The 20,475-nt window shown below is 67.3% G+C and carries 16 protein-coding genes and 1 pseudogene; 7 read left to right on the top strand and 10 right to left on the bottom strand.

Translation table 11 applies throughout. From position 1 onward, the window contains the following. Positions 1 to 18: 18 nt before the first annotated feature. The gene (locus tag DPM12_RS11520) at positions 19 to 1,440 is read right to left on the bottom strand and encodes an RtcB family protein (RefSeq protein ID WP_112258553.1); all 1,422 of its coding nucleotides are present in this window, start codon (positions 1,438 to 1,440) and stop codon (positions 19 to 21) included. A gap of 81 nt (positions 1,441 to 1,521) precedes the next feature. On the opposite strand from DPM12_RS11520, the gene DPM12_RS11515 reads away from it, so the two are divergent. Both DPM12_RS11515 and DPM12_RS11510 read left to right on the top strand, forming a co-directional pair. Further along, on the top strand, positions 1,522 to 2,085 hold the full coding sequence (locus tag DPM12_RS11515; RefSeq protein ID WP_112258466.1) for a GNAT family N-acetyltransferase: 564 nt from the start codon (positions 1,522 to 1,524) through the stop codon (positions 2,083 to 2,085). Between the two features lie 99 nt (positions 2,086 to 2,184). Beyond that, entirely contained in the window at positions 2,185 to 2,781 is a 597-nt protein-coding gene (locus tag DPM12_RS11510) for a CBS domain-containing protein (RefSeq protein WP_211658844.1), read from the top strand. 3 nt (positions 2,782 to 2,784) lie between these two features. Here DPM12_RS11510 and DPM12_RS11505 read toward each other — a convergent pair whose 3' ends face one another. The 3 genes and pseudogenes from DPM12_RS11505 to DPM12_RS11495 form a co-directional block, all read right to left on the bottom strand. After that, a complete protein-coding gene (locus DPM12_RS11505) occupies positions 2,785 to 3,507 on the bottom strand; it encodes an aspartate/glutamate racemase family protein (RefSeq protein ID WP_112258465.1) in 723 nt (240 codons plus the stop codon). Beyond that, a complete protein-coding gene (locus DPM12_RS11500; protein ID WP_112258464.1) occupies positions 3,504 to 3,788 on the bottom strand; it encodes a hypothetical protein in 285 nt (94 codons plus the stop codon). The genes DPM12_RS11505 and DPM12_RS11500 overlap by 4 nt, the downstream gene beginning before the upstream one ends. Before the next feature lie 103 nt (positions 3,789 to 3,891). Continuing rightward, positions 3,892 to 5,699 (bottom strand): annotated as a pseudogene (locus tag DPM12_RS11495) (thiamine pyrophosphate-requiring protein). 237 nt (positions 5,700 to 5,936) lie between these two features. Between DPM12_RS11495 and DPM12_RS11490 the strand changes: the two are divergent. Genes DPM12_RS11490 through DPM12_RS11470 form a run of 5 tightly spaced genes read left to right on the top strand, consistent with a single transcriptional unit; the run spans position 5,937 to position 11,524 of the window. After that, positions 5,937 to 6,965 (top strand): LacI family DNA-binding transcriptional regulator, encoded by a 1,029-nt coding sequence (locus tag DPM12_RS11490; RefSeq protein WP_112258463.1) that lies wholly within the window; start codon positions 5,937 to 5,939, stop codon positions 6,963 to 6,965. Positions 6,966 to 7,001: 36 nt separating this feature from the next. Beyond that, on the top strand, positions 7,002 to 8,309 hold the full coding sequence (locus DPM12_RS11485) for an extracellular solute-binding protein (RefSeq protein WP_112258462.1): 1,308 nt from the start codon (positions 7,002 to 7,004) through the stop codon (positions 8,307 to 8,309). 3 nt (positions 8,310 to 8,312) lie between these two features. Continuing rightward, on the top strand, positions 8,313 to 9,254 hold the full coding sequence (locus DPM12_RS11480; protein ID WP_211658840.1) for a carbohydrate ABC transporter permease: 942 nt from the start codon (positions 8,313 to 8,315) through the stop codon (positions 9,252 to 9,254). Between the two features lie 11 nt (positions 9,255 to 9,265). Further along, entirely contained in the window at positions 9,266 to 10,081 is an 816-nt protein-coding gene (locus DPM12_RS11475; protein ID WP_112258550.1) for a carbohydrate ABC transporter permease, read from the top strand. A 9-nt stretch (positions 10,082 to 10,090) separates the two neighbouring features. Then, a complete protein-coding gene (locus DPM12_RS11470; RefSeq protein WP_112258461.1) occupies positions 10,091 to 11,524 on the top strand; it encodes a sulfatase family protein in 1,434 nt (477 codons plus the stop codon). A 58-nt stretch (positions 11,525 to 11,582) separates the two neighbouring features. On the opposite strand, the gene DPM12_RS11465 is transcribed toward DPM12_RS11470, so the two are convergent. The 6 genes from DPM12_RS11465 to DPM12_RS11440 all read right to left on the bottom strand — a co-directional run bounded on the left by DPM12_RS11465 (position 11,583) and on the right by DPM12_RS11440 (position 20,435). After that, complete coding sequence (locus DPM12_RS11465; RefSeq protein WP_164465314.1) at positions 11,583 to 13,241, bottom strand: substrate-binding and VWA domain-containing protein; 1,659 nt, start codon at positions 13,239 to 13,241, stop codon at positions 11,583 to 11,585. Positions 13,242 to 13,386: 145 nt separating this feature from the next. Next, positions 13,387 to 14,610, bottom strand: a complete 1,224-nt coding sequence (dinB, locus tag DPM12_RS11460; protein WP_112258459.1) for a DNA polymerase IV — start codon at positions 14,608 to 14,610, stop codon at positions 13,387 to 13,389. A gap of 69 nt (positions 14,611 to 14,679) precedes the next feature. Beyond that, the gene (locus DPM12_RS11455) at positions 14,680 to 16,482 is read right to left on the bottom strand and encodes a S9 family peptidase (RefSeq protein WP_211658834.1); all 1,803 of its coding nucleotides are present in this window, start codon (positions 16,480 to 16,482) and stop codon (positions 14,680 to 14,682) included. A gap of 136 nt (positions 16,483 to 16,618) precedes the next feature. Then, positions 16,619 to 17,797, bottom strand: a complete 1,179-nt coding sequence (locus tag DPM12_RS11450) for a cysteine desulfurase family protein (RefSeq protein ID WP_112258458.1) — start codon at positions 17,795 to 17,797, stop codon at positions 16,619 to 16,621. Next, positions 17,794 to 19,077: an MFS transporter gene (locus DPM12_RS11445; protein WP_112258457.1), complete on the bottom strand. Its 1,284-nt coding sequence runs from the start codon at positions 19,075 to 19,077 to the stop codon at positions 17,794 to 17,796. Before DPM12_RS11445 ends, DPM12_RS11450 begins: the two co-directional genes overlap by 4 nt. Beyond that, positions 19,074 to 20,435, bottom strand: a complete 1,362-nt coding sequence (locus DPM12_RS11440) for an MBL fold metallo-hydrolase (protein ID WP_112258456.1) — start codon at positions 20,433 to 20,435, stop codon at positions 19,074 to 19,076. The genes DPM12_RS11445 and DPM12_RS11440 overlap by 4 nt, the downstream gene beginning before the upstream one ends. Positions 20,436 to 20,475: the final 40 nt, after the last annotated feature.

Raw genomic sequence — 20,475 nt, 5'->3', positions numbered from 1 at the left:
GCCACCGCCCACGACGACCTATCCCTTGACGACGCCCAGCGGCACCAGCCGCGCCACGGTGCGGCACAGGCCCGCGCCCTCGCTGGCCGCCACGACCTCGGAAACGTCCTTGTACGCCGTCGGGGTCTCCTCGGCGAGCCCGCGCCACGACGCTCCGCGCACCCTGATCCCCCGGTCCTGTAGCTGGTCGCGAAGCAACCGCCCGCTGGTGCCGCGTGCAGCCTGGTGCCGGCTCTGCGCACGCCCCGCGCCATGACAGGTGGAAAAGAAGGCGTCCCCGCCCGGCACACCGGCCAGCACGTACGACGACGTACCCATCGTCCCGGGGATCAGCACCGGCTGGCCGACCGGATCGAGATCGTCGGGAAGTTCGGCGTGTCCGGGCGGCAGCGCCCGGGTCGCTCCCTTGCGGTGCACGCACAGGCTGCGCCGGGAGCCGTCGACCTCGTGGTTCTCGAGCTTGGCGAGATTGTGCGAGATGTCATAGACCAGGTCCACGCCGGCACCGACGACTGATTCGAACGCGTGCCGCACGGCATTACCGAGCAGGTGCCGGTTGGCCCGGCCGTAGTTGGCCGCCGCGGCCATGGCTCCCATGTACGCCTCGCCTTCCGGCGACTCGACGGGAACACACGCGAGCTGCCGATCCGGCACCTGGATGCCGTACCGACGCATCGCCTTCTCCATGGTCCGCACGTGATCGGTGCACACCTGGTGTCCGAGACCCCGGGAACCGCAGTGGATCATCACGCATACCTGGCCCATGCGCAGGCCAAACGCTGCCGCAGCCGACTCGTCGTAGATCTCGTCCACGGCCTGCACCTCGAGAAAGTGGTTGCCGGACCCGAGGCTGCCGAGCTGATCACGACCCCGCTCGATGGCCCGGGAACTCACGTGCTCCGGCGCCGCGTCGGCGACACCGCCGCGATCCTCGCAGCGGTCGAGATCACGCTGGACTCCGTACCCGCGATCGACGAGGTAGCCCGCGCCGTCACGTAATACGGCCCGAAGCTCCTTCTCCGGATCGCGCACGTGCCAGACCGCTCCCCGGCCGAGCCCGCGTGGCGTGGACTCGTCGAGGCGATCCATCAAGGTGTCAATGACCGGGGCGATCCGAGCGCGATCCACGTCGGCCGCGAGCAACCGCACTCCGCAGGAGATGTCGAACCCCACGCCGCCCGGGGAGACGACCCCACCCTCCGCAACATCGGTAGCGGCGACACCGCCGATGGGAAAGCCATACCCCCAGTGCACGTCCGGCATCGCGTACGATGCACCGACGATGCCAGGCAACGTCGCCACCGCGGCCACCTGCGTGAGCGACTTGTCCTGCGCCGGTTCGGGAATGAGCGCCCGCGACGCGAAGACGATACCCGGAACGCGCATGCCTTCTCGACGTTCGATCCGGAGCCGGTACGGGCTTTCCTCCTCGACGTGCACGGAACCTCCTTGACGCATGACCGCTCATCACAGTCTGATCGACCGATGTGGGGAATTCCCATCGGATTTTGAGGAGCGACGATGTATACGGTGCAACCGGCGACGGCGGACCGGTGGGAGGACGTCGCCGCCGTCATGGGTACCCGCGGCGACCCGTCGCGATGCTGGTGCCAGTACTTTATGATGCGCAGGAAAGACTGGCACGCGTCGACGGTCGACACGCGGCGGGAGATGCTGCGCGAGCAGGTGTGCCGACAAGACGTACCGCCCGGTGTTCTCGCCTACACGGACGGCACGCCCGTCGGGTGGTGCGCGATCGCTCGGAAGAGCTCGTACCCGCGTCTGCGTCGTTCCCCGCTCGCGGGATCCGGCGATGACGACGGGGTGTGGTCGGTGACGTGTTTCGTCGTCACCGTCGGCCATCGCCGCCGTGGCATGACCTCGGCGCTCTTGCAGGGCGCGATCGACCTGGCTCGTGCCCACGACGCCAGAACGATCGAGGCCTATGCCGTCGACCCGTCCGCCCGCACATCCGTCTCCGCAGCCGAGCTGTACTTCGGCCCGCTGTCCGTGTACACGAGCGCCGGATTCACCGAGGTCGCCCGCCCCTACCCGGCACGTCCGCGGATGCGGCTGGATTTGTGAGGGTCACGCTCGATTCGTCCTGCCCGTCCTGGGTATCTAGCACACGACGGCTTCCGACGAGGCCCACCTCGCCGGGAAACAGGACGGAAGGGAGATCCGATGGCCGAGCGTGGAAGCGACAAGCACGGTCCCCGGCAGGATCAAGAACTCAAGCATGAGCTGCACGGTCTGGAACAGGCGGATCGGCTGGTCCGTGCCGAGGAATGGCGCGCACCCGAGCCACCGGCCGATGACGATCCCGAGTCTTACGCGGGAGAACTGGCCGCGGGCGTCGGGGACCAGACGGTAGGTGACGTCATGGCCACGGACATCGTCGCGCTTCCTGGGGCCACATCCATCGTCGACGCCGCGCGGGCCATGCGCGACGCGAACGTCGGCGACGTCCTCGTGGTCGAGCAGGACGTGCTCCACGGCATCGTCACCGATCGGGACATCGCGATTCGCGTCCTCGCCGAGCGTGCCGATCCGAACGAGACCACGATCGGCGGCATCTGCAGCGAGGCGATCGCCGTCGTGACGCCGGTGACACCGTTCGACGAGGCCATCAACCTCATGCGCGGGCGGGCCGTACGCAGGCTACCCGTCGTCGACGAGAACGGCCGCCCGCTCGGCGTGGTGTCCCTCGGTGACCTGGCGTTGGCCCGTGACCCCGAATCGCTGCTCGCCGAGATCAGCATGGCGCCAGCGACGAGATGACACTCACGCGGGGCCTCCGCGCCATTCCGGCATCGGTCGATTGCCCACCGCGACGTCGAACGCGGCCCGCGCGAGCAGCCGGGTCGAATCCAGGATTGGAAGCGGTGACGACGCGGCGTCGACGAGCAACGGGATCTCCGTACAGACGAGCGCTACCGCGTCGCATCCCCGCTGTTCGAGCTCGGCGATGATCTCGACATAGCGCGCCCGCGACGCGTCGGTAAAGATTCCCTCTACCAGTTCGTCGAAGATGATGCCGTTGATGGTTTCCCTGTCGCGGGCTCCGGGGACCATCGCCTCGATACCGTGCCGGGACAGTGCACGCGGATACAGATCACCATCCATCGTGTACGTCGTTCCGAGCACGCCCACCTTGTGGCATCCCGTTCGTGCCGCCCGTGCCGCGACGACGTCGGCGATGTGCAGTCCTGGCAGCGCGAGGGTGTTCCCGTCGGCCTCCAGCGCCAGGTGCGCGGTGTTGTCCGGGCAGGCAAAGAAGTCGGCACCGGCGGCTGCGAGACGTTCCACACTGGTCGCGAGCGTCGTGCGGATGCTGGCATGATCTCCGGCGTCCCATGCCGGCATGCTGTGCCCCATTGCGATGCAGTCAAGGGTGACGTCCGGGTGGAGGTGCGTTCCAATCTCGGAGGATCCATGCTGGCAGAACGCCCGCATGCACAGCGCCGCCCCCTCGATGCTGTGCGCGAGGATGCCGAGATGCTTCATGGGGTGGCGACCCTACCACCTGCGGGGCGCTCCGGTACCTGGCTGCTGCCGGGCAGAGTTATCTCCCGCGGCCAGTTCAGCCGCGCGACAACCTGCGCGAAGGCACGCTGCCGGGCGATGGCGGGCTCGCGCCCGTCCCCCATGATCGCGAGCAATACCGAGCTGACCCCTGCCGCCGAGGCCACGGCTTCCAGCTCGGCGAGCTCGTCTTCGACGGCGGCCGGTCCGCGCTCGGCAAGCCGGTGGGCGAGCTCGTGCAGCGCGCCCGCGTGCAGCCACATGATCGTCCTCTCGTCAGGGCGTGATGATCCGAGGACTATCGTGAGCTATCGACTGGCCCGGTAACAGTGCCAGTTCGACAAAAGTGGCCTGGGCCAGCTGCACCTATCGGGAACTGCCCGGCTTCCTGATGGAGGGAACCGCCTCCTGCAGTTTGGTCTTCGTTCCCTGCACCAGGACACGCCAGGCTTCAGGATCGCCCTTCAGGAGCGCCTGTGTGGTCGACGTCATCTGATCGAACGTGGCCGACGGCGGAATCGGGGGCACCGCCGGGTCACACGCGACATCCAGCACGGCCGGGCGGTCCGCCGTCAGCACCCGATCCCACGCGCTGGCCAGCTGGTCCGGCGCGTCGACGGTGAGGCCCTCCAAGCCGAGCTCCGTAGCGAACTGGGCATACGACACGTCCGGGAGGTTCTGCGACTCCTCGAACTTGGGAGCGCCACCCAACGCGCGCAATTCCCACGTCACCTGGTTGAGATCGTTGTTGTGGAAGACACACACCACCAGCCGCGGATCTTCCCATCGGCCCCGGTAGCTGGCGATGGTGAGCAGCTCGGCCAGGCCGTTCATCTGCATCGCGCCGTCTCCCACCAGCGCGATGACCGGCCGCTCCGGGTAGGCGAACTTGGCCCCGATGGCATACGGCACGCCGGCGCCCATGCTGGCAAGCGTCCCGGACAGCGAGCCGCGCATCCTCCCACGCATCCGCAGGTTGCGCGCGTACCAGTTCGTCGAGGAGCCCGAATCTGCCGTGACGACCGCGTCGTCCGGGACCTGCTCGGACAGCTCGTGCACCACGCGCATGGGGTTCACCGGGCGCGCTTCGAGCATGGCTTGCTGCTCTAGCGTCGACCACCAGGAAGCCACTTCGCCCTCGACGAAGGTGCGCCACGAGCGATCCTCCTTGCGCTCCAGCAACGGCAGCAGCATGCGCAGCGTTGCCTTGGCCTCGCCGACGAGGTTCACCTCCGTGGGGTACCGCAGCCCGATCATGCTTCCGTCAATGTCGATCTGAACGGCACGCGCCTGGCCGAACTCCGGCAGGTACTGCGAGTACGGAAGATTGGACCCGACGATGAGCAGGGTGTCGCAATCTCGCATCAGCTCGTAGCTGGGGCGCGTTCCCAGCAGGCCGATGGCACCGGTCACGTACGGGAGGGTGTCCGACAGCACGTCCTTGCCCAGCAGTGCCTTCGCCACGCCTGCTCCCGTCGTGTCGGCGACGAGCACGACTTCCTCGGCTGCGTTGCGGGCACCCTGGCCGACCAGGATCGCCACCTTCTCACCCGCGTTCAGCACCTCGGCCGCCGCAGCCACCTCGTCGTCCGGTGGAACCATGACCGACCTGGAGGAGCTCGGTGGGCTCGATGGGACGTGAGCGAACTCATGCTGGGGTGAGACGTATGGCTCCTCCTGAACGTCGGAGGGGATGATCACCACCGTCGGCGCCTGCCGGGACTGGGCAGTGCGGATGGCACGGTCGAGGGCGTTGGGCAATTGTTCGGGAACGTTGACCTCGACCAGGTACTCCGACGCCACGTCCTTGAACAGGGTCTGCAGATCTACTTCTTGCTGGTAGCTCCCGCCCATCGCGGTGCGCGCGGTCTGTCCGACCACGGCGACGACGGGCACGTGGTCGAGTTTGGCGTCGTACAGCCCGTTCAGCAGGTGCACTGCCCCGGGCCCGGACGTCGAGAGGCACACACCGACCGTGCCGCTGAACTTCGCGTGACCCACCGCCTGAAACGCCGACATCTCCTCGTGTCGCGACTGGATGAATCGGGATCGTCGTCGGCCCGGCCGAACGCGGCCACGATGTCGTTTACGCCGTCACCGGGGTAGCCGAAAACGTACTCCACACCCCATTCGCGGAGTCGCTGCAGGACGTAGTCGCCAACCGTTCCAGCCATGCTTCCTCCCAAACCTGCACGGGCACATGCCGTTTGCGATACCCGTTCGGGTGAGGATCACGCGGCGGCCAGCCGGATCAACCGCCACCGAGCTCATTATTCCGGCGGCCCCGCGCCTTCAAGCCAACCGCATGTTGATTCGATTAAACTCACCCAGCGATCATGTGACTCCGCAGGTGAACAGCATAGATATAGCAAACTATTGACAGAGAGCTATCTATGCATAAACGTATAAGCATGTCTCGTCGATGGACGTCCCGGGACGTCGCCGCGTTGGCCGGGGTTTCGGTGGCGACGGTGTCCTACGTCATGAACGGCCGCATGAGCGATCGGATACCGGCCACCACCCGGGATCGGGTCCTGGCCGCAGCCCGGCAGCTGGACTACTCGCCCAACCGGGCGGCCCAGAGCTTGCGCCGTCGCAAGACCGAGCAGATTTGCCTCATCGTCGACTCCATCGGCGTCCCGACGAACGACCAGCTCGCTCGCGACCTGCACGCCACGGCTGACGAAGCCGGCTACGGCGTCATCACCATGGTGGTCGACTCGGCCGAGCGCGCCGCCAAGACGGCAACTCTCCTGCAGCAGCGCATCGCCGACGCCGCCGTCATCGGACCGGCCAAGGTGCCGTGGTTCTCCGAAGAGATGCTCATCGAGCTGGCCCGCGGCGGGCTTCCGCTGGTCGCCATGAACAACTCGGTACGGCCGAACGGGTTCGACGTCGTTCGCGCCCCGGAAGCCGGAGCGTGCGGCGAGGCCCTCGACCACCTGTATGCGAACGGGCGCCGCCGGATCGCATTCGTCGGACACCGCGAGGAGGTCAACGATCCCACCGCTCGCGAGCGATCCGAGCGGTTCGGTGCCTATCGTGCCGCGCGGGAACGGCATGACGCCGCGTTCGATGACAGCCTCGTCGTCGAAGGCGCTGACGACCGGGTCGCCGCCTACCAGGCCGTCACCGAGTTGCTCAACCGGCCCGACAGGCCGGACGCCATCTTCGCCGCCTCGGCGCGGTCGGCCATCAGCTCGGTCTGGGCCGCGCGCGATGCCGGCCTCGGCATTCCCGACGACGTCGCGATCGTCGGCTGCGGCAACCTTCCCGAAACCCGTATCACCCGGCCGCCGCTGAGCACCGTCGGCCCGCCGTCCGCGGACGACTTCACCGACGTCTCCCGGTTGCTGTTCGACCGCGTCCTGGCATCCGATCCACCGCCAGGCCGCGAGCTCACGACCCCATGGGTCTTCGCCCCTCGCGGAACATCCTGACCTGCGACGCCGCACCGTCGCGAAAGGAGCACCACCATGGCTACCCAACAACCGACGCGCCGCCAACTTCTCCGCTGGACCGGTGCCGGGGCTCTCGCCGGCGTGGCCGGATCGTTCGCCACCAGTTGTGGCGCCGGCGCACCCGACGACGAGACCACCGCCGACGCCGCCGACAGCGGCGGCGACGACGGCACGTTCACCATCTACTGGAACGCCGGGCACGCGTACGAGGCTTACGAGGAGGTCATCAAGGAGTTCGAAGAGGAACACGGCCTCACGGTCAACTTCCAGAAGTACCAATGGGACGACATGCGAACCCGGTTGCTCTCCGACTTCGCAGCCGGGAACGTTCCCGACCTGGTCGAGGACGCGGGTTGGGCGCAGGAGTTCGCCATTAGTGGCGACGCGCTCTCGCTGCAGCCCTACATCGACGAGGACGGCGCCGAGATGGGCTTCCCCGACGACTGGCAGCCCACCACCATCGACCGGAACTCCTACGAGGGCGAGGTGTACGGCATCCAGCTGCACCTGACCTGCGTCCTGCCGTTCTACAACAAGGCGATGTTCGATGCGGCCGGCCTGGAGCCACCCGAGACGTGGGACGACCTGCTGGAGGTGGCGAAGGAACTCACCGGAGACGACGTGCACGGCATCGCGTTGAACCAGGACGCCAGCTACGCGTGGTCCTGGATGCTCCAGAACGGCGTCCGCTACTACGATCCGGAGACCGAGGAGCTGATGACCCCGCGCGACGCAGCGGTCGAGGCGCTCCAGTTCCAGGCCGATCTGGTGCACAAGCACAAGGTTGCGCCCGTTCCGACGCCCGGTACCGACTACTCCGGTCCGCAGAAGCTGTTGTCCGCCGAACGGGCCGCGATGATCCTGTCCGGGCCGTGGGACCTCCTTCCGATCCGCGAGACCAGCCCCGATCTGGAACTCGGCATCGCGCCCGCACTCCGCCGGGAGAAACAGGCCGCGGTCCAGGCTGGTACGAGCGTCTTCATCCCGGCTCAGGCGTCCCATCCGGACCTCGCGTGGGACCTCATCAAGCGGCTCACCGCACTCGACGTGGAAGAGCAAGCCACCGACGAGGCCGGAATGCTGATGCCCCGGGTCTCGTGGGCGGAGTCGTCTGCGGTGCAGGACAACGACCAGTACTCCGTATTCGCCAAGGCCTTCCCGTACGCGGTCGACTACAAGGAGGACCTGCGCCTGACGGGCAAGAGCGGCGAGATCGACGAACTGTTCGACACGCTCTACCAGGACGTCGTCATGAACAACACGCCCGCCGACGACGCGCTGGACGCGTTCCTCTCCGAGGCGGAGCAGGTGCTGGCGGACTGAGCCATGAGCTACTCCGACCTACGCGACGCGGACGCGGCCGTCACCGACGACTCTCCGCCACCCGCCCGGCCCCGCTGGCGGCTGTCGATGTCTCGCCGGTACGCGCTGACGGCCTACCTGTTCCTGTTGCCGGCGTTCGCCTTCTTCGGGCTGATGTTTTACGGCCCGATCATCAACATCTTCGGGAACTCCTTACGGACCGGTCCGCAGGCGGATACCTTTACCGGCTTAGACAACTACATCCAGGCGTTTCAGGATCAGGCCGTACAGAACTCCTTCATCATCACGCTGATCTTCGGCGCCGGAACAACGATCGGGGCCATCGTCATCGGACTGGGCCTGGCCCTGCTGGTGGACCAGCCGCTGCGCGGACGCGTGGTGTTCCGCGCGGCGCTGCTGGTTCCGTATCTCACGTCGGTGGCGATCGTGGGCCTGTTGTGGCGCAACATCCTCGATCCGCAGCTGGGGATCCTCAACCGCGTACTGGACAGCCTGGGACTGCCGACCCAGGCCTGGCTCAACACGCACCCCCTGGCGACCATCATCGGGGTCACCCTCTGGATGAACGTCGGGTACACGATGGTGCTGTTCCTGGCCGGGCTGCAGGGCATACCGGAGGTCTACTACGAGGCCGCGATCATCGACGGGGCTAGCCCGCGCCAGCGGTTCTGGCGAATCACGCTGCCGCTGCTGGCACCGACCACCCTGTTCGTCTCCGTCATGATGGTGATCACCGGATTGCAGGCATTCGCCCAGGCGTACATCATCACCGGCGGCGGACCGGGGAACAGCACGGACCTATTCGTCTTTCATCTGTTCAACGTGGCCTTCACCGCCCGAGACTTCGGCTACGCGTCGGCGCTGTCCTTCTTGCTGCTCATCGTGATCGTCGCATTCACGATGGTGCAGCTGCGGATCGGCCGCCGGGGAGAGGTGCAGTACTGATGCTTCGCCACATGACGACAGGCGCCCGAATCAGAAGCTACCTGATACTCGGATTCGCCGCCGCGATCACCGTGGTGCCGCTGATCTACATGGGACTGCTGTCCCTGCAGACGGAGGCCGAAACGCTCTCCGCCGATCCGGTGCTGTTGCCCGAGGAGCCACAGTTCGGCAACTACCTGGAACTCTTCGAGCGCGCACCGTTCGGCAACTTCATCCTCAACAGCGCCATCGTGACCGGCGGCATCACCATCGCGCACCTGCTGTTCGACCCGCTCGTCGGCTACGTCTTCGCCAAGTTCCAGTTCCCGCTGAAGAACATCCTGTTCATGCTGCTGCTGGCCACCCTCATGGTGCCGCTGTTCGTGCGGATGATCCCGCTGTACACGATGATGGCGGACCTCGGCTGGCTGAACACCTACCAGGCGCTGATCACGCCGTTCCTCATGGACGCGTTCGGCATCTTCCTGATGCGCCAGTTCATCCAGCCGATTCCGGACGATCTCATCCAGGCAGCACGTATCGACGGGGCCTCCGAGCTGCGGATCTACGCCAGGGTGATCCTGCCCCAGGTCAAGCCAGCGATGGCAGTGCTAGGAGTCTTCACGTTCGTCTACCAGTGGAACGAATTCATCTGGCCACTCGTAGCAACCACCACGGAAGACATGCGCACCATCCCCGTCGGCCTCACGCTGTTCAACCAGGAGTACTTCACGCTCTGGCATCTCACGGCGGCGGGATCGGTCCTTCTCTTCATCCCCACCGTTGTGCTGTTCCTGTTGACCCAGCGGTACTTCGTTCGGGGTATCACATTGAGTGGACTCAAGTAAGGGAGATACATGTCCAGGGCCCGTCCCCAACATCCGAACGTCATCGTCATCTTCACCGATCAGCAGCGGTGGGACAGCACGGGAGCGCACGGGAACCCGCTCGATCTCACGCCAACGTTCGATGACGTGGCGCAGACCGGTACGCACGCCGCACAGGCATTCACACCGCAGCCCGTGTGCGCGCCGGCCCGTGCGGCGATGCAGACCGGTCAATATCCCACGACGACGGGCTGTTTCCGCAACGGCATTCCGCTGCCCGAAGAAAGCCGGACGCTGGCGTCCTGCTTCGGCGACGCGGGCTACACCACCGGCTACATCGGCAAGTGGCATCTAGCCGACTCCGATCCAGTACCAGCCCACCAGCGAGGCGGATACCACACCTGGCTGGGCGCGAACATCCTCGAGTTCACCTCGGACGCTTACCGGACCGTCGTCTTCGATGAGGACGGCGAGGCCGTCATGTTGCCCGGTTATCGGACTGACGCGCTGTACGACGCCGCGATCCGGTTCGTCGCTGACCACGCGGGCACTCCGGGCGTCGACGCGTCGCCTCCCGAGCCGTTCTTCCTGTTCTGTTCGCTCGTGGAGCCCCACCACCAGAACGAGATCGACGCCTATCCGGCACCGGTGGGGTACGAGGAACGCTACCGGGGACGCTGGATGCCGCCCGATCTCGCGGCTCTCTCTGCCGAGGGCGGGACCGCGCATCGCCACATCGGCGGCTACTGGGGGCAGGTGCGACGAGTCGACGAGGGATTTGCCCGACTGCTCGACGCGCTGCGCAGTATGGACCTCCTGGACAACACCATCGTGGCGTTCACGTCCGATCATGGTTGTCACTTCAAGACCCGCAATGACGAGTACAAGCGCTCGTGTCACGACGGATCCATCCGGGTGCCGATGGCGTTGTGCGGGCCCGGGTTCGACGGAGGCCGCCGCATCGAACAGCCGGTGAGCACCATCGACCTGCCACCGACGTTGCTCGACGCCGCCGGCCTGGACGTCCCCTCCGACATGCAGGGCCGCTCGTTCCTGCCGCTCGTACAAGATCCCGCAGCCGAATGGCCCGACGACGTGTTCCTGCAGGTGAGCGAGTCCGAGGTGGGCCGGGTGATCCGGACGTCGCGGTGGAAGTACCACGTGACCGCGCCGGACGCCGACCCCTGGCACGATGCGAGCGCCTCGCGCTATGTGGAAACCGAGCTCTACGACGTCGTGAACGACCCCCACGAGCTGGACAATCTGGCCGGGCTGCCATCTCATCGCGCCATCGCCGACGAGCTACGCGAACGCCTCATCCAGCGGATGGTCGAGGCCGGCGAGGCCGCGCCGGCCATCGAGGCCGCGCCCGCCCAGCCGGACGCCCGACGCCACGTCGATCCCTATGTCCACACCTCCTCCTGGAAGCCGGCGCGCTTCGGGCATCAGCCCCGCACGCCGTAAGGACGACGCGGGCTCGGCTTCGACCGATCGGCGTCCCGGCCGCCAATCACGGCGGGGGTCAGCAGTTCGGGCGGCACTGGCGTTCGAGCATGGCACGGAAGAAGATGTCCTGGATGTCTTCGGGATCCTCGGCCTGATACGCCGACGCGCCGGTGGCCTCCGATATCTGCCGGAGTGCGTCCATGTCCGCGTCCGGCCCGATCCCGATAGTGATCAGCAAGACGGGACGAGCGGGATCGTGCTGCGCGCGGAGCTGCGTCAGCAACGTGTCGAGGTCCATCTCGGGAGACAGGTCCGGCCCCCACTCGTCTTCGCCGTCGGTGAGCAGGACCACCGAGTTGACCTTGTTGGGGTCGTAGTTCTCCTTGACCTCCTGGTACGCCGCCCACGCGGTCTCGTACAGGGCCGTCCAGCCGCGGACCTCGGAGTCCGGAAGTGCCGTCACCTCCTCGGTGAGCGCGTCCAGGCGGGTCCCCTCGCCGAGCTCCTCGTCGAGGGGACCGATGCCGACCAGCTCGCGCCAGTGGTTCGGCGGATCCTCCTCGGTGGAGAACGCCCACAGGCCGAGATCGCTGGTGGGAGGTATCAGGTCGAGCGCGGCCAGGTTGGCGTCGCGTACCAGCTCGATGCGGGTCTGCTCGCCGCCATCGGTCTCCCACATCGAGCCGGAGACGTCGATGACCGCCAGCATCCGCATCTCCAGGGACAACGCTGCCCATTGCCGAAGCGCTGCGGTCACTGTCTCGGGCTCCGGGCTCGCCATCACGTCAGGCATTCGTGGCTGGACACCCTCCACGGCGCCGACCACCTCACCTGCGGTCCCGTCCGGAGCGCGGAATCCGGCATCGTCCAACGCCGCCGCAGCCGCGTCGTCGCGCAGGGCGTCGACGACGCCGTCGACCGCTTCCGCCGTTGCCGCATCCGCATCGTCCGCGCCCACCAGCGCGGCCGGATAGTCGAAGACGGCCGTCCCGTCCTCCGGATACAGGGCGACCACCGGGCTGTCGGGGTGTTCCACGTTGTGCGCCACCACGGACTGCTCCGTGGCCGTGAACAACGGCGCGGCTGCGGGATCATCCACGACCTGTCCGTAGGCTTCGTCGACGTCGGCCACGGTATTGTCAGACACCGTCGTCATGGCTTCGACTAGCTGCGTCTGAGATTCCCCAGACTCACCGGTGGCTGCCTGTACCGCGAGCAACGTCGCCAAGCCTTCGGACGTGCTCATCGGATCGGTGATAGTCATGGCCACGTCATCCGACAGCGCGTTGCTCCACGCGACCTCGGCATCCGGCCAGCCCAGCTGCTCCTCCGCAACCCCTTGCGGCGCCACCATCACGAGCGGGGACGTCGCTATCGACCGGCTCTCTCCCAGCTGCGCACCGGTCTCCGATGCCCGTTGCAGCCAGATGCTCGACTCGGGCAGCCACAGGTCGGGAGCATCGTCGCCGTCCAGGCTCTCGACGGCTTCGGCCGAGGGCACCGGTGTCACGTCCACCGAGACGCACCTGCCGTCGACGGACGGTCCGTCCTCGGCTTCGTACGCGCGCACGATCTCGCTGATCGCCGGAAAGATATCGGGCGCCGCCGCCACTGCGAGCGCCAGGGTGTCGTCACAGGACGCCTGGGCCTCGCCGCCCGGGCCGCCCGGCCGTTGCTCGTCGCCGGATACGAAATCGCGAACCAGATACCCGGCGCCTGCGAGCAAACCGAGCACGATGATGGTCCCGCCCGTGCGAGCCGGCCAACGCCGCCTCGTCCGACCCCGTTGTGCGTGGCGTCCTCTCATCAAGCTCCGACCCCCTCACGGAACAGCGATCGGAACAATAGTCGAAAATGCCGCAAATCGGAACTACGCGCGCTCATTCATACAGCTGCGGTGGGGATTCATACATCGACCTCCCGAGGCCAGACGCTCGCGTGACCGCCGCGCCTCCGTAGCGACCACGCAATTCGTCCAGGGCGGCATCGAGAGGACGCGCGGGGCCACACTCCAGCGGCAGCGCCAGCTGGACGTTCCGGGCGTCGTCAAGATTGGTCACCGCCACCCCGATCAACGTGAGTCCCTTCTCCTCGACCATCGGCCACGACCGCGCGAGGAGCCACCGCGCCGTCGCGAGAAGGTACTCGGTCTCGTCCGTCGCCTGCGACATCGTGGACGAACGCGTGGCCCGGGAGAAGTCGGCGAAACGCATCCGCACCATCACCGTGTGCCCGACGCGCCGGCCTGCCCGCAGGCGGCGGCCGACACGATCGAGCAGGGTTGCCAGGATGGCGTCGACGTCGTCGTACGGCCGCGGCCGTTGGCCCAGGGCGCACTGCGCACCCACCGATCGCCGCCGACGCCCCGTCTGGACCGGGCGTGCGTCCTGGCCCTGCGCGAGCCGATGCAGATGGTCGCCAGCAGCTCTCCCGAGTGCCGACACGAGGGTCCGGCGGGGCATCGCCGCCACGTCGCCCACCGTTGCCATGCCCTTCGCGCGCAGCTTGCGTGCCGTCGCCGGGCCGACACCCCAGAGCCGCTCTACCGGCAACGGGTGCAAGAAGTCGAGCTCCTGCCCGGGTGAGACGACCAGCAGTCCGTCCGGCTTTGCCACGGCGCTGGCGACCTTGGCGAGGAACTTCGTCGCGGCGATCCCCACCGTGATCGGCAATCCGAGCTCGTCGCGCACGCGTCGTCGCAGCTGGCGCGCGATGTCGAGGGGTGCTCCGGAAATCCGCCGCAATCCACCCACGTCGAGAAACGCCTCATCGATCGAGATTCCCTCGACCAGCGGCGTCACTTGTTCAAAGAGCGCGAAAACGGCCCGGCTCGCGGCCGCGTAGGCGGCCATCCTCGGCTCGACAACCATCGCCTGCGGGCACAACCAGCGAGCCTGAGCCCCGCTCATTGCCGTACGAACGCCACACGCCTTCGCCTCATAGCTCGCCGCGAGCACGACGCCGTGCCCGACGATGACCGGCCGGTTCCGTAGCGACGGCTCGTCTCGCTGCTCGACCGACGCGTAGAACGCGTCGAGGTCAGCATGCAAGATGCTCGCACCGGACACGAACACATGTTCCCATAATTTGCCACGAACGGCCATGCTCGGCCACACGTGGCCACGCCGTCGCGCGTCGCTGGTGGTGCCCGGTGCTGTCGCGCGAGGTGGTCGTCAGGCGCGTACCTGCTCGGCGATGAAAGACATCGCGGCCGGGTAAGCGTCGAGCCGGTTGGCTCGCTTGGCCAGCCCGTGGCCTTCATCGTCGTAGACGATCAGCGTGCACGGCACGCCCTTCTCGTCCAGCGCCGCCTTGATCTGCTCGGATTCGCTCAGCGGCACCCGGGGGTCGTTCGCGCCGTGCACCACGAGCAGGGGCGTATCCATCGCATGCAGGTACGTCAGCGGGGAAGCTTCGACGAGGAACTCCCGGTCGTGTTCGAGGCTTCCGTATTCCCGCTCGCGAATCGCGCGCCGGTAGGGCGAGGTGTTTTCCAGGAAGCTGACCAGCGACGAGATGCCGACGATGTCGACGCCTGCCGCCCAGAGGCCCGGATGCATCGTCAAGCAAGCGAGCACCAGGTACCCGCCGTAGCTGCCCCCATAGAGCGCGATCCGGTCCGGATCACCACCGACGGACGGCACCCACGAGCGGATGTCGACGATGTCCAGCACCGCCTCCAGCCGCAGCCGGACGTCGTCCATCGAGTACCAGCGCTTGCCGTAACCGGTGGAGCCGCGCACGTTCGGCACGAGCACGACGTGTCCTGCCGCGGCCAGCGCCTGGTTGATCGGGCTGAACTGGCGCCGGGCCTGCGCCTCCGGACCACCGTGGATGTTCATCACCACCGAGCCGGACATGCCGGGCACCGGCTCGGGCGGAGAGTACACGTAGCACGGGATCATCTCGCCATCCCGGGCGGGAACCAGCACGCTCGTGGGATCGATCAGCGCATCGCGCAGCTCCGGCGTCATCTGCTCGGTCCCGTCCACCAGCGTCCGCAGCTCTCCCGTGGAGGTGTCGAACAGCAAGACATCACCCGGGCTCGTCGGCGAGTCCACACCGATGGCAAGAAACGCGGAATCTTGCGACCACGCGGCCGTCACCACGCCATTCCGGACGAGCGGTATGTCGGCCTGCCATTCGCCGTCCGGGCCGTGGATCGCCAGCTCGTCGCCACCGTCGACATTCCGGATGATCAGCAACCGGGAACCGTCGGGCGACGGCCGCGCGCTCACGTCATGCTCGTCGGAGGCGAGCAGCGTCGTCCAATTCTGCGCCCCGTCCACCTTCACCACAGCACGGAAGTCCCGCCCGTGGTTGGACGACATCACGAGGGTGTCCGTGCCGGAGATCAGCCTCACCGGCGTGTGCAAGGCGTGGTCGTCGGCGGCCGTGACGTCCGTCACCTGACCGCCTCGGGCCAGCCTCACCTGCGTCGACGCCGGCTGCAGCGAGAACAGTGTGACCGCAGCCGTGTCCCCGTCAACATCCACCTCGGACACGTAACCGCCGTCGTCGTAGAGAACCCGCTCGGCTCCGCTGTCGAGTTCCCGGACGATGACGTCGAAGTCGATCTCGTTGCGGCGGTTGGTGCGATACACCACGCGACCGGGCTGGACGTCCACCAGCGCGTGAACGTATGCGGGATCGTGCACCAGGGGTTCGAGATCGTCCAATCCTGCGGGCGTGGACGGCGGCGGTTCGACGTCGAGAAGCGAGAGCTGTAAACACTCGTCGCCACCATTGTCGTGTTGCACCACAACGGTGCGCCGCCCCGGCAGGTACCGTCCGGAGCACGCCCCCGGTAGCGCGGTCAACGGCGTGCGGGCACCCTGCGGATCGAGCTCGACCAGCTGCATCGAACCATTCGCGTCCGAGCCGGCCAGCACCCTGCCCTCGGGATCGACGTCGAAGACGGTCCAGGCGTGGAGTTCGAGAAGATCGGTGATCGTCGGCTTCGCGGCAGAAGTCACGCTTGCACTTTTACCATCGTGGCCCGCCGCCGCGGGCCGCGGGGTCAGCCACCGGGCATGCCGGACATCGGGCGCGGCGCCCCGTGCACGCTGAGATCACGTCAATCGATCGCGGAAAGCGCTTTTCGACGTGGATTCAGCGTGCACGGCTCTCCCGCTCGATGGCGTGCGCGGTCTCGCTGAGCGACGTGGCAGCTCGGCTGATGTCGTCATGGGTGCTCCATCGACCAAGTGTGAGGCGAAGTGCGCACCGGGCGCGCTCGGCAGGGAGGCTCATGGCGGTGAGCACCATCGAGGGCTGCGTTTCGCCTTCATGGCAGGCAGAACCAGAGGAAGCGGCGACGTCTGGCGTGGCGTCGAGGGCCCGGGCTCCTGGGACGCCGTCGATGCTGATGTTGAGGGTGTTGGGCAGGCGGCTGGTGGGGTGACCGTTGAGGTGCACGCGGCCGGGTAGTTGCTGGTCGAGTTGCTGGTGGAGCGTGTCGCGCAGGTGACGAAAGTGCCGTCCTTCAGCGATGTGGTTGTCCCGCGCAAGCCGAGCAGCATGGCCGAAGGCGACGATGAGAGCGACGTTTTCGGTGCCGGCGCGCAGGCCGCGCTCCTGCCCGCCACCGTAGATGGCTGGTTCGAGCTGAAGTCCTGGTCGAACGTAGAGCACGCCGATGCCTTTTGGTGCATACATCTTGTGCCCGGTGACCGTCATCAGATCGACGCCGAGTCGGCGTACCGAGATCCCTGCCTTTCCGGCGGTTTGGGAGGCGTCCGTGTGGAACACGACACCGTGAGCATGGGCCCGATCGGCGAGGTCTTCGATGGGTTGCACCGTGCCGGTTTCGTTGTTGGCGTGCATGATCGAGACCAGCACGGTGTCCGGGGTGATGGCGGCATCGAGCTCGGCGGGATCGACCTTCCCGGTGTCATCCACGGGCAGGCGGGTGATCCGGAATCCGTGTAACCGGGCGAGGCTGTCGCAGGCGGCGAGGACGGCGGGGTGTTCGGTGGCTTGCGTGATGATGTGGCTGCCACGAGCGCGGTGAGCGAGCGCCGCGCCCCGGATGGCCAGGGTGTCCGACTCGGAGCCACCGCCGGTGAACACGACATCATCCGGTGCGCAGTCAAGGAGCCCGGCGACCGATCCCCGTGCTGTGATCACGGCCTCGTGTGCAGCCTTCCCATAGGCGTGGCCGCTGGATGGGTTGCCGAAGTGGTCGGTCAGATACGGCAAGCATGCCTCGACCACCCGCGGATCGACCGGTGTGGTGGCGTTGTAGTCCATATAGACGGGTCCGCGACGGAGTGTGGTGGGGACGGTCATGGTGTGTCCTCGATGAGGTTGCTGCCGGCTCGAGGGTGCGTTTCGTACATGCGCACGGCGACGACGATGCCGGACACGACGCTGATGACCGCCGCCGCCCAGACGGCCGGGCGCAGTCCCCACACGTCGGCGACCACGCCGCCGACGAGCGCGCCGGCCGCATAGCCGCTGTCGCGCCAGAGCCGGTATACCCCCACAGCGCGCCCCCGCCAGCTCGGCCGGGCGACGTCGCCGATGGTGGCGAGCAAGGTGGGGTAGACCATGGCAGTGCCCGCTCCGAGCAGCACGGCGGCGACCACCCACCACGAGAACGTGTCCACGGCGGCGAGCACCGCAAGCCCGGCAGCCTGCGCCAGCATCCCGGACGTGATGAGGTGCTTGCGGCCCCACCGGTCGGAGAGAGCCCCCGTCACGAGTTGCCCGGTGCCCCAAACCGCCGGGTAGAGGGCGATGAGGACGCCGATTCGTTCCGCGGATACGCCAGCGGAGGCAAACAGGAGCGGGAACAATCCCCAGGACAGCCCGAAGTTGAGGTTGTTGACCATGCCAGCTTGGCTGGCCGAGGAAAGCGCGGGTTCGCCGACCGTCGTGCGGCCGAAGACCTGCCGGTTCGTGATGTCGGACTCCACTCGTGCGTGGCCGCTGGCGCGGGCGTCCTCGCCGGCCTCCAGGCGGGCATGCTCGCGGGTTTCCCGCACGAAGAAGGTGGACAGGCCGAGTCCGAGTGCGGCATAGGACAAGCCGAGCAGGAATGGTGCGGGGCGTAGCCCGTAGCGGGCGCCGAGGTAACCGGCGAGCACGGCGGTGACGGCGAGCGCCCCGTACCCGGCGGCCTCGTTGAATCCCATGGCCATGCCGCGCTTCCGTGGCCCGACGATATCGATCTTCATGATCACCGTGGTGGACCAGGTCAGGCCCTGGTTGATACCGAGCAGCAGGTTCGCCGCGACGACCCAGCCCCAGCTTGGCGCCCAAATCAGCATGAGCGGCACCGGCAACGCGATCAGCCACCCGACGAGCAGCACGGGCTTGCGGCCGAATCGATCCGACCACGTGCCGGCAAAGTAGTTGGTGGCGGCTTTCGTCACCCCGAAGACGAATACGTAGGTCAGCAAGAACGTGTAACCGGTGAGGTGAAACTCCCGCTCGGCCAGCAGCGGCAGGACGCCTTGCTGCTGCCCCACCATGCCTCCTACCAGGGCATTGACCGCCACGAGAAGGCTGAACTGGGCGAGGTTGGCGCGCAGCCCCAGCCGCGTCGGCCGTTTCGTCCCGGTCACGTTCCCGTTTCCAGTCCCCGACCGGTGGTGCGCGCCCAGTCGTCGGGACCACCGACCATGACGGCGAGGTCGCGGTGGCCGGCTCGTTCGAGCAGGCTCGCCGCGCCCATGGCACGCTCGCCGTGCCCGCACATGATCACGGTCGGCTCGCGCGGCACCTCGCCGGCACGGTCGGCGAGCGAACCGAGTTCGACGTGCCGGGCACCGGGCAGGTGCCCGGCCGCGAACTCGGATGTCTGGCGAACGTCAAGCACCTGGCCCTGGCCGACGTGCTCCGGCCACACCACCCGAGTACTGGACGTGGATAATCCTGCGGCGGTCCAGGCGCCGACTGCACCGTCCAGCTCGCCCGCGAGGTTGGTGTAACCGATCTTGGCGGCTTGCCACGCGATCTCGGCCGGATCTTGATCGGCCCCGCGCACGACGACGAGCGGGCGCTCGTGCGAAGCGAGCCATCCGAGCCAGGAGACGAATGCCGGGCGTAGTGGGATCGAAACCGCTCCCGGCACGTGACCCGCGGCGAACTCCGGCACCGGGCGCGTATCGATGATCTGGGCGCCGTCGTCCAGCAATGCGCGCACCGTCGCCACGTCCAGCGCCGGCAGGCCCGGCTCCGCGTCGAATACTGCCGGGCCCCGGCGGTTGATCTCGGACAGGCGCAAGAAGTACGGCGGGAAGCTGCCCAGCGAGTCCAGCAACGTGGCGACGAAAGAATCCTCATCGCTGGCACGCAGCAACGGGTTCGTGGCCTTCTCCTGCCCGATGGTGCTGGTGCGCTGCGTACCTGGTGGCGCGGAGCAAAACGAGCCGGCGCCGTGCGTCGGCCATACCGGCACCTCGTCCGGGAGCGACGCCAGGCGCTGCAACGATGCATACTGCTGACGTGCCAGCGCCTCGGTCTGCTCCGGCGAAACCAGGTCGGTGCGTGCGGCGGCCCCCACCAGCAGCGAGCCTCCCGTGAACACCCCGATCGGTTTGTCGTCATCGAGCAGCAGGAACGAGAGGTGCTCGTGCGTATGCCCCGGCGTGGCCAGCGCTTGCAGCCGCAGCCCACCGAGATCGACGTCGTCGCCGTCGCGCAGGCCGGTGTGCGCGAACTCCCGGTGTCCCTCCGCTGCCGCCAGCACCCGCGTACCCTCTGTCGCGGCCAGCTGACGGGCGCCGGAGAGGAAATCGGCATGCAGGTGCGTGTCCGCCGCGAATCCCAGCGCAAGTCCACGCCGCTGCGCCGCGTTCCAGGCAGCACGCAGGTCGAGGCTGACGTCCACCACGAGTGCACGCCCGTCGCCGAGGTCCACGAGATAGGCGGAGTTTCCGAGTCCTTCGTCGACCAGCGGGACGACATCTACCGCAGCCATGTTTCCGCCTTCCTGGCGTCGATCGGGTACGACTTCTTCA

The sequence above is a fragment of the Phytoactinopolyspora halophila genome (assembly GCF_003287285.1).
Taxonomy (GTDB): domain Bacteria; phylum Actinomycetota; class Actinomycetes; order Jiangellales; family Jiangellaceae; genus Phytoactinopolyspora_A; species Phytoactinopolyspora_A halophila.
This window is presented reverse-complemented; position numbering and strand designations above follow the sequence as displayed.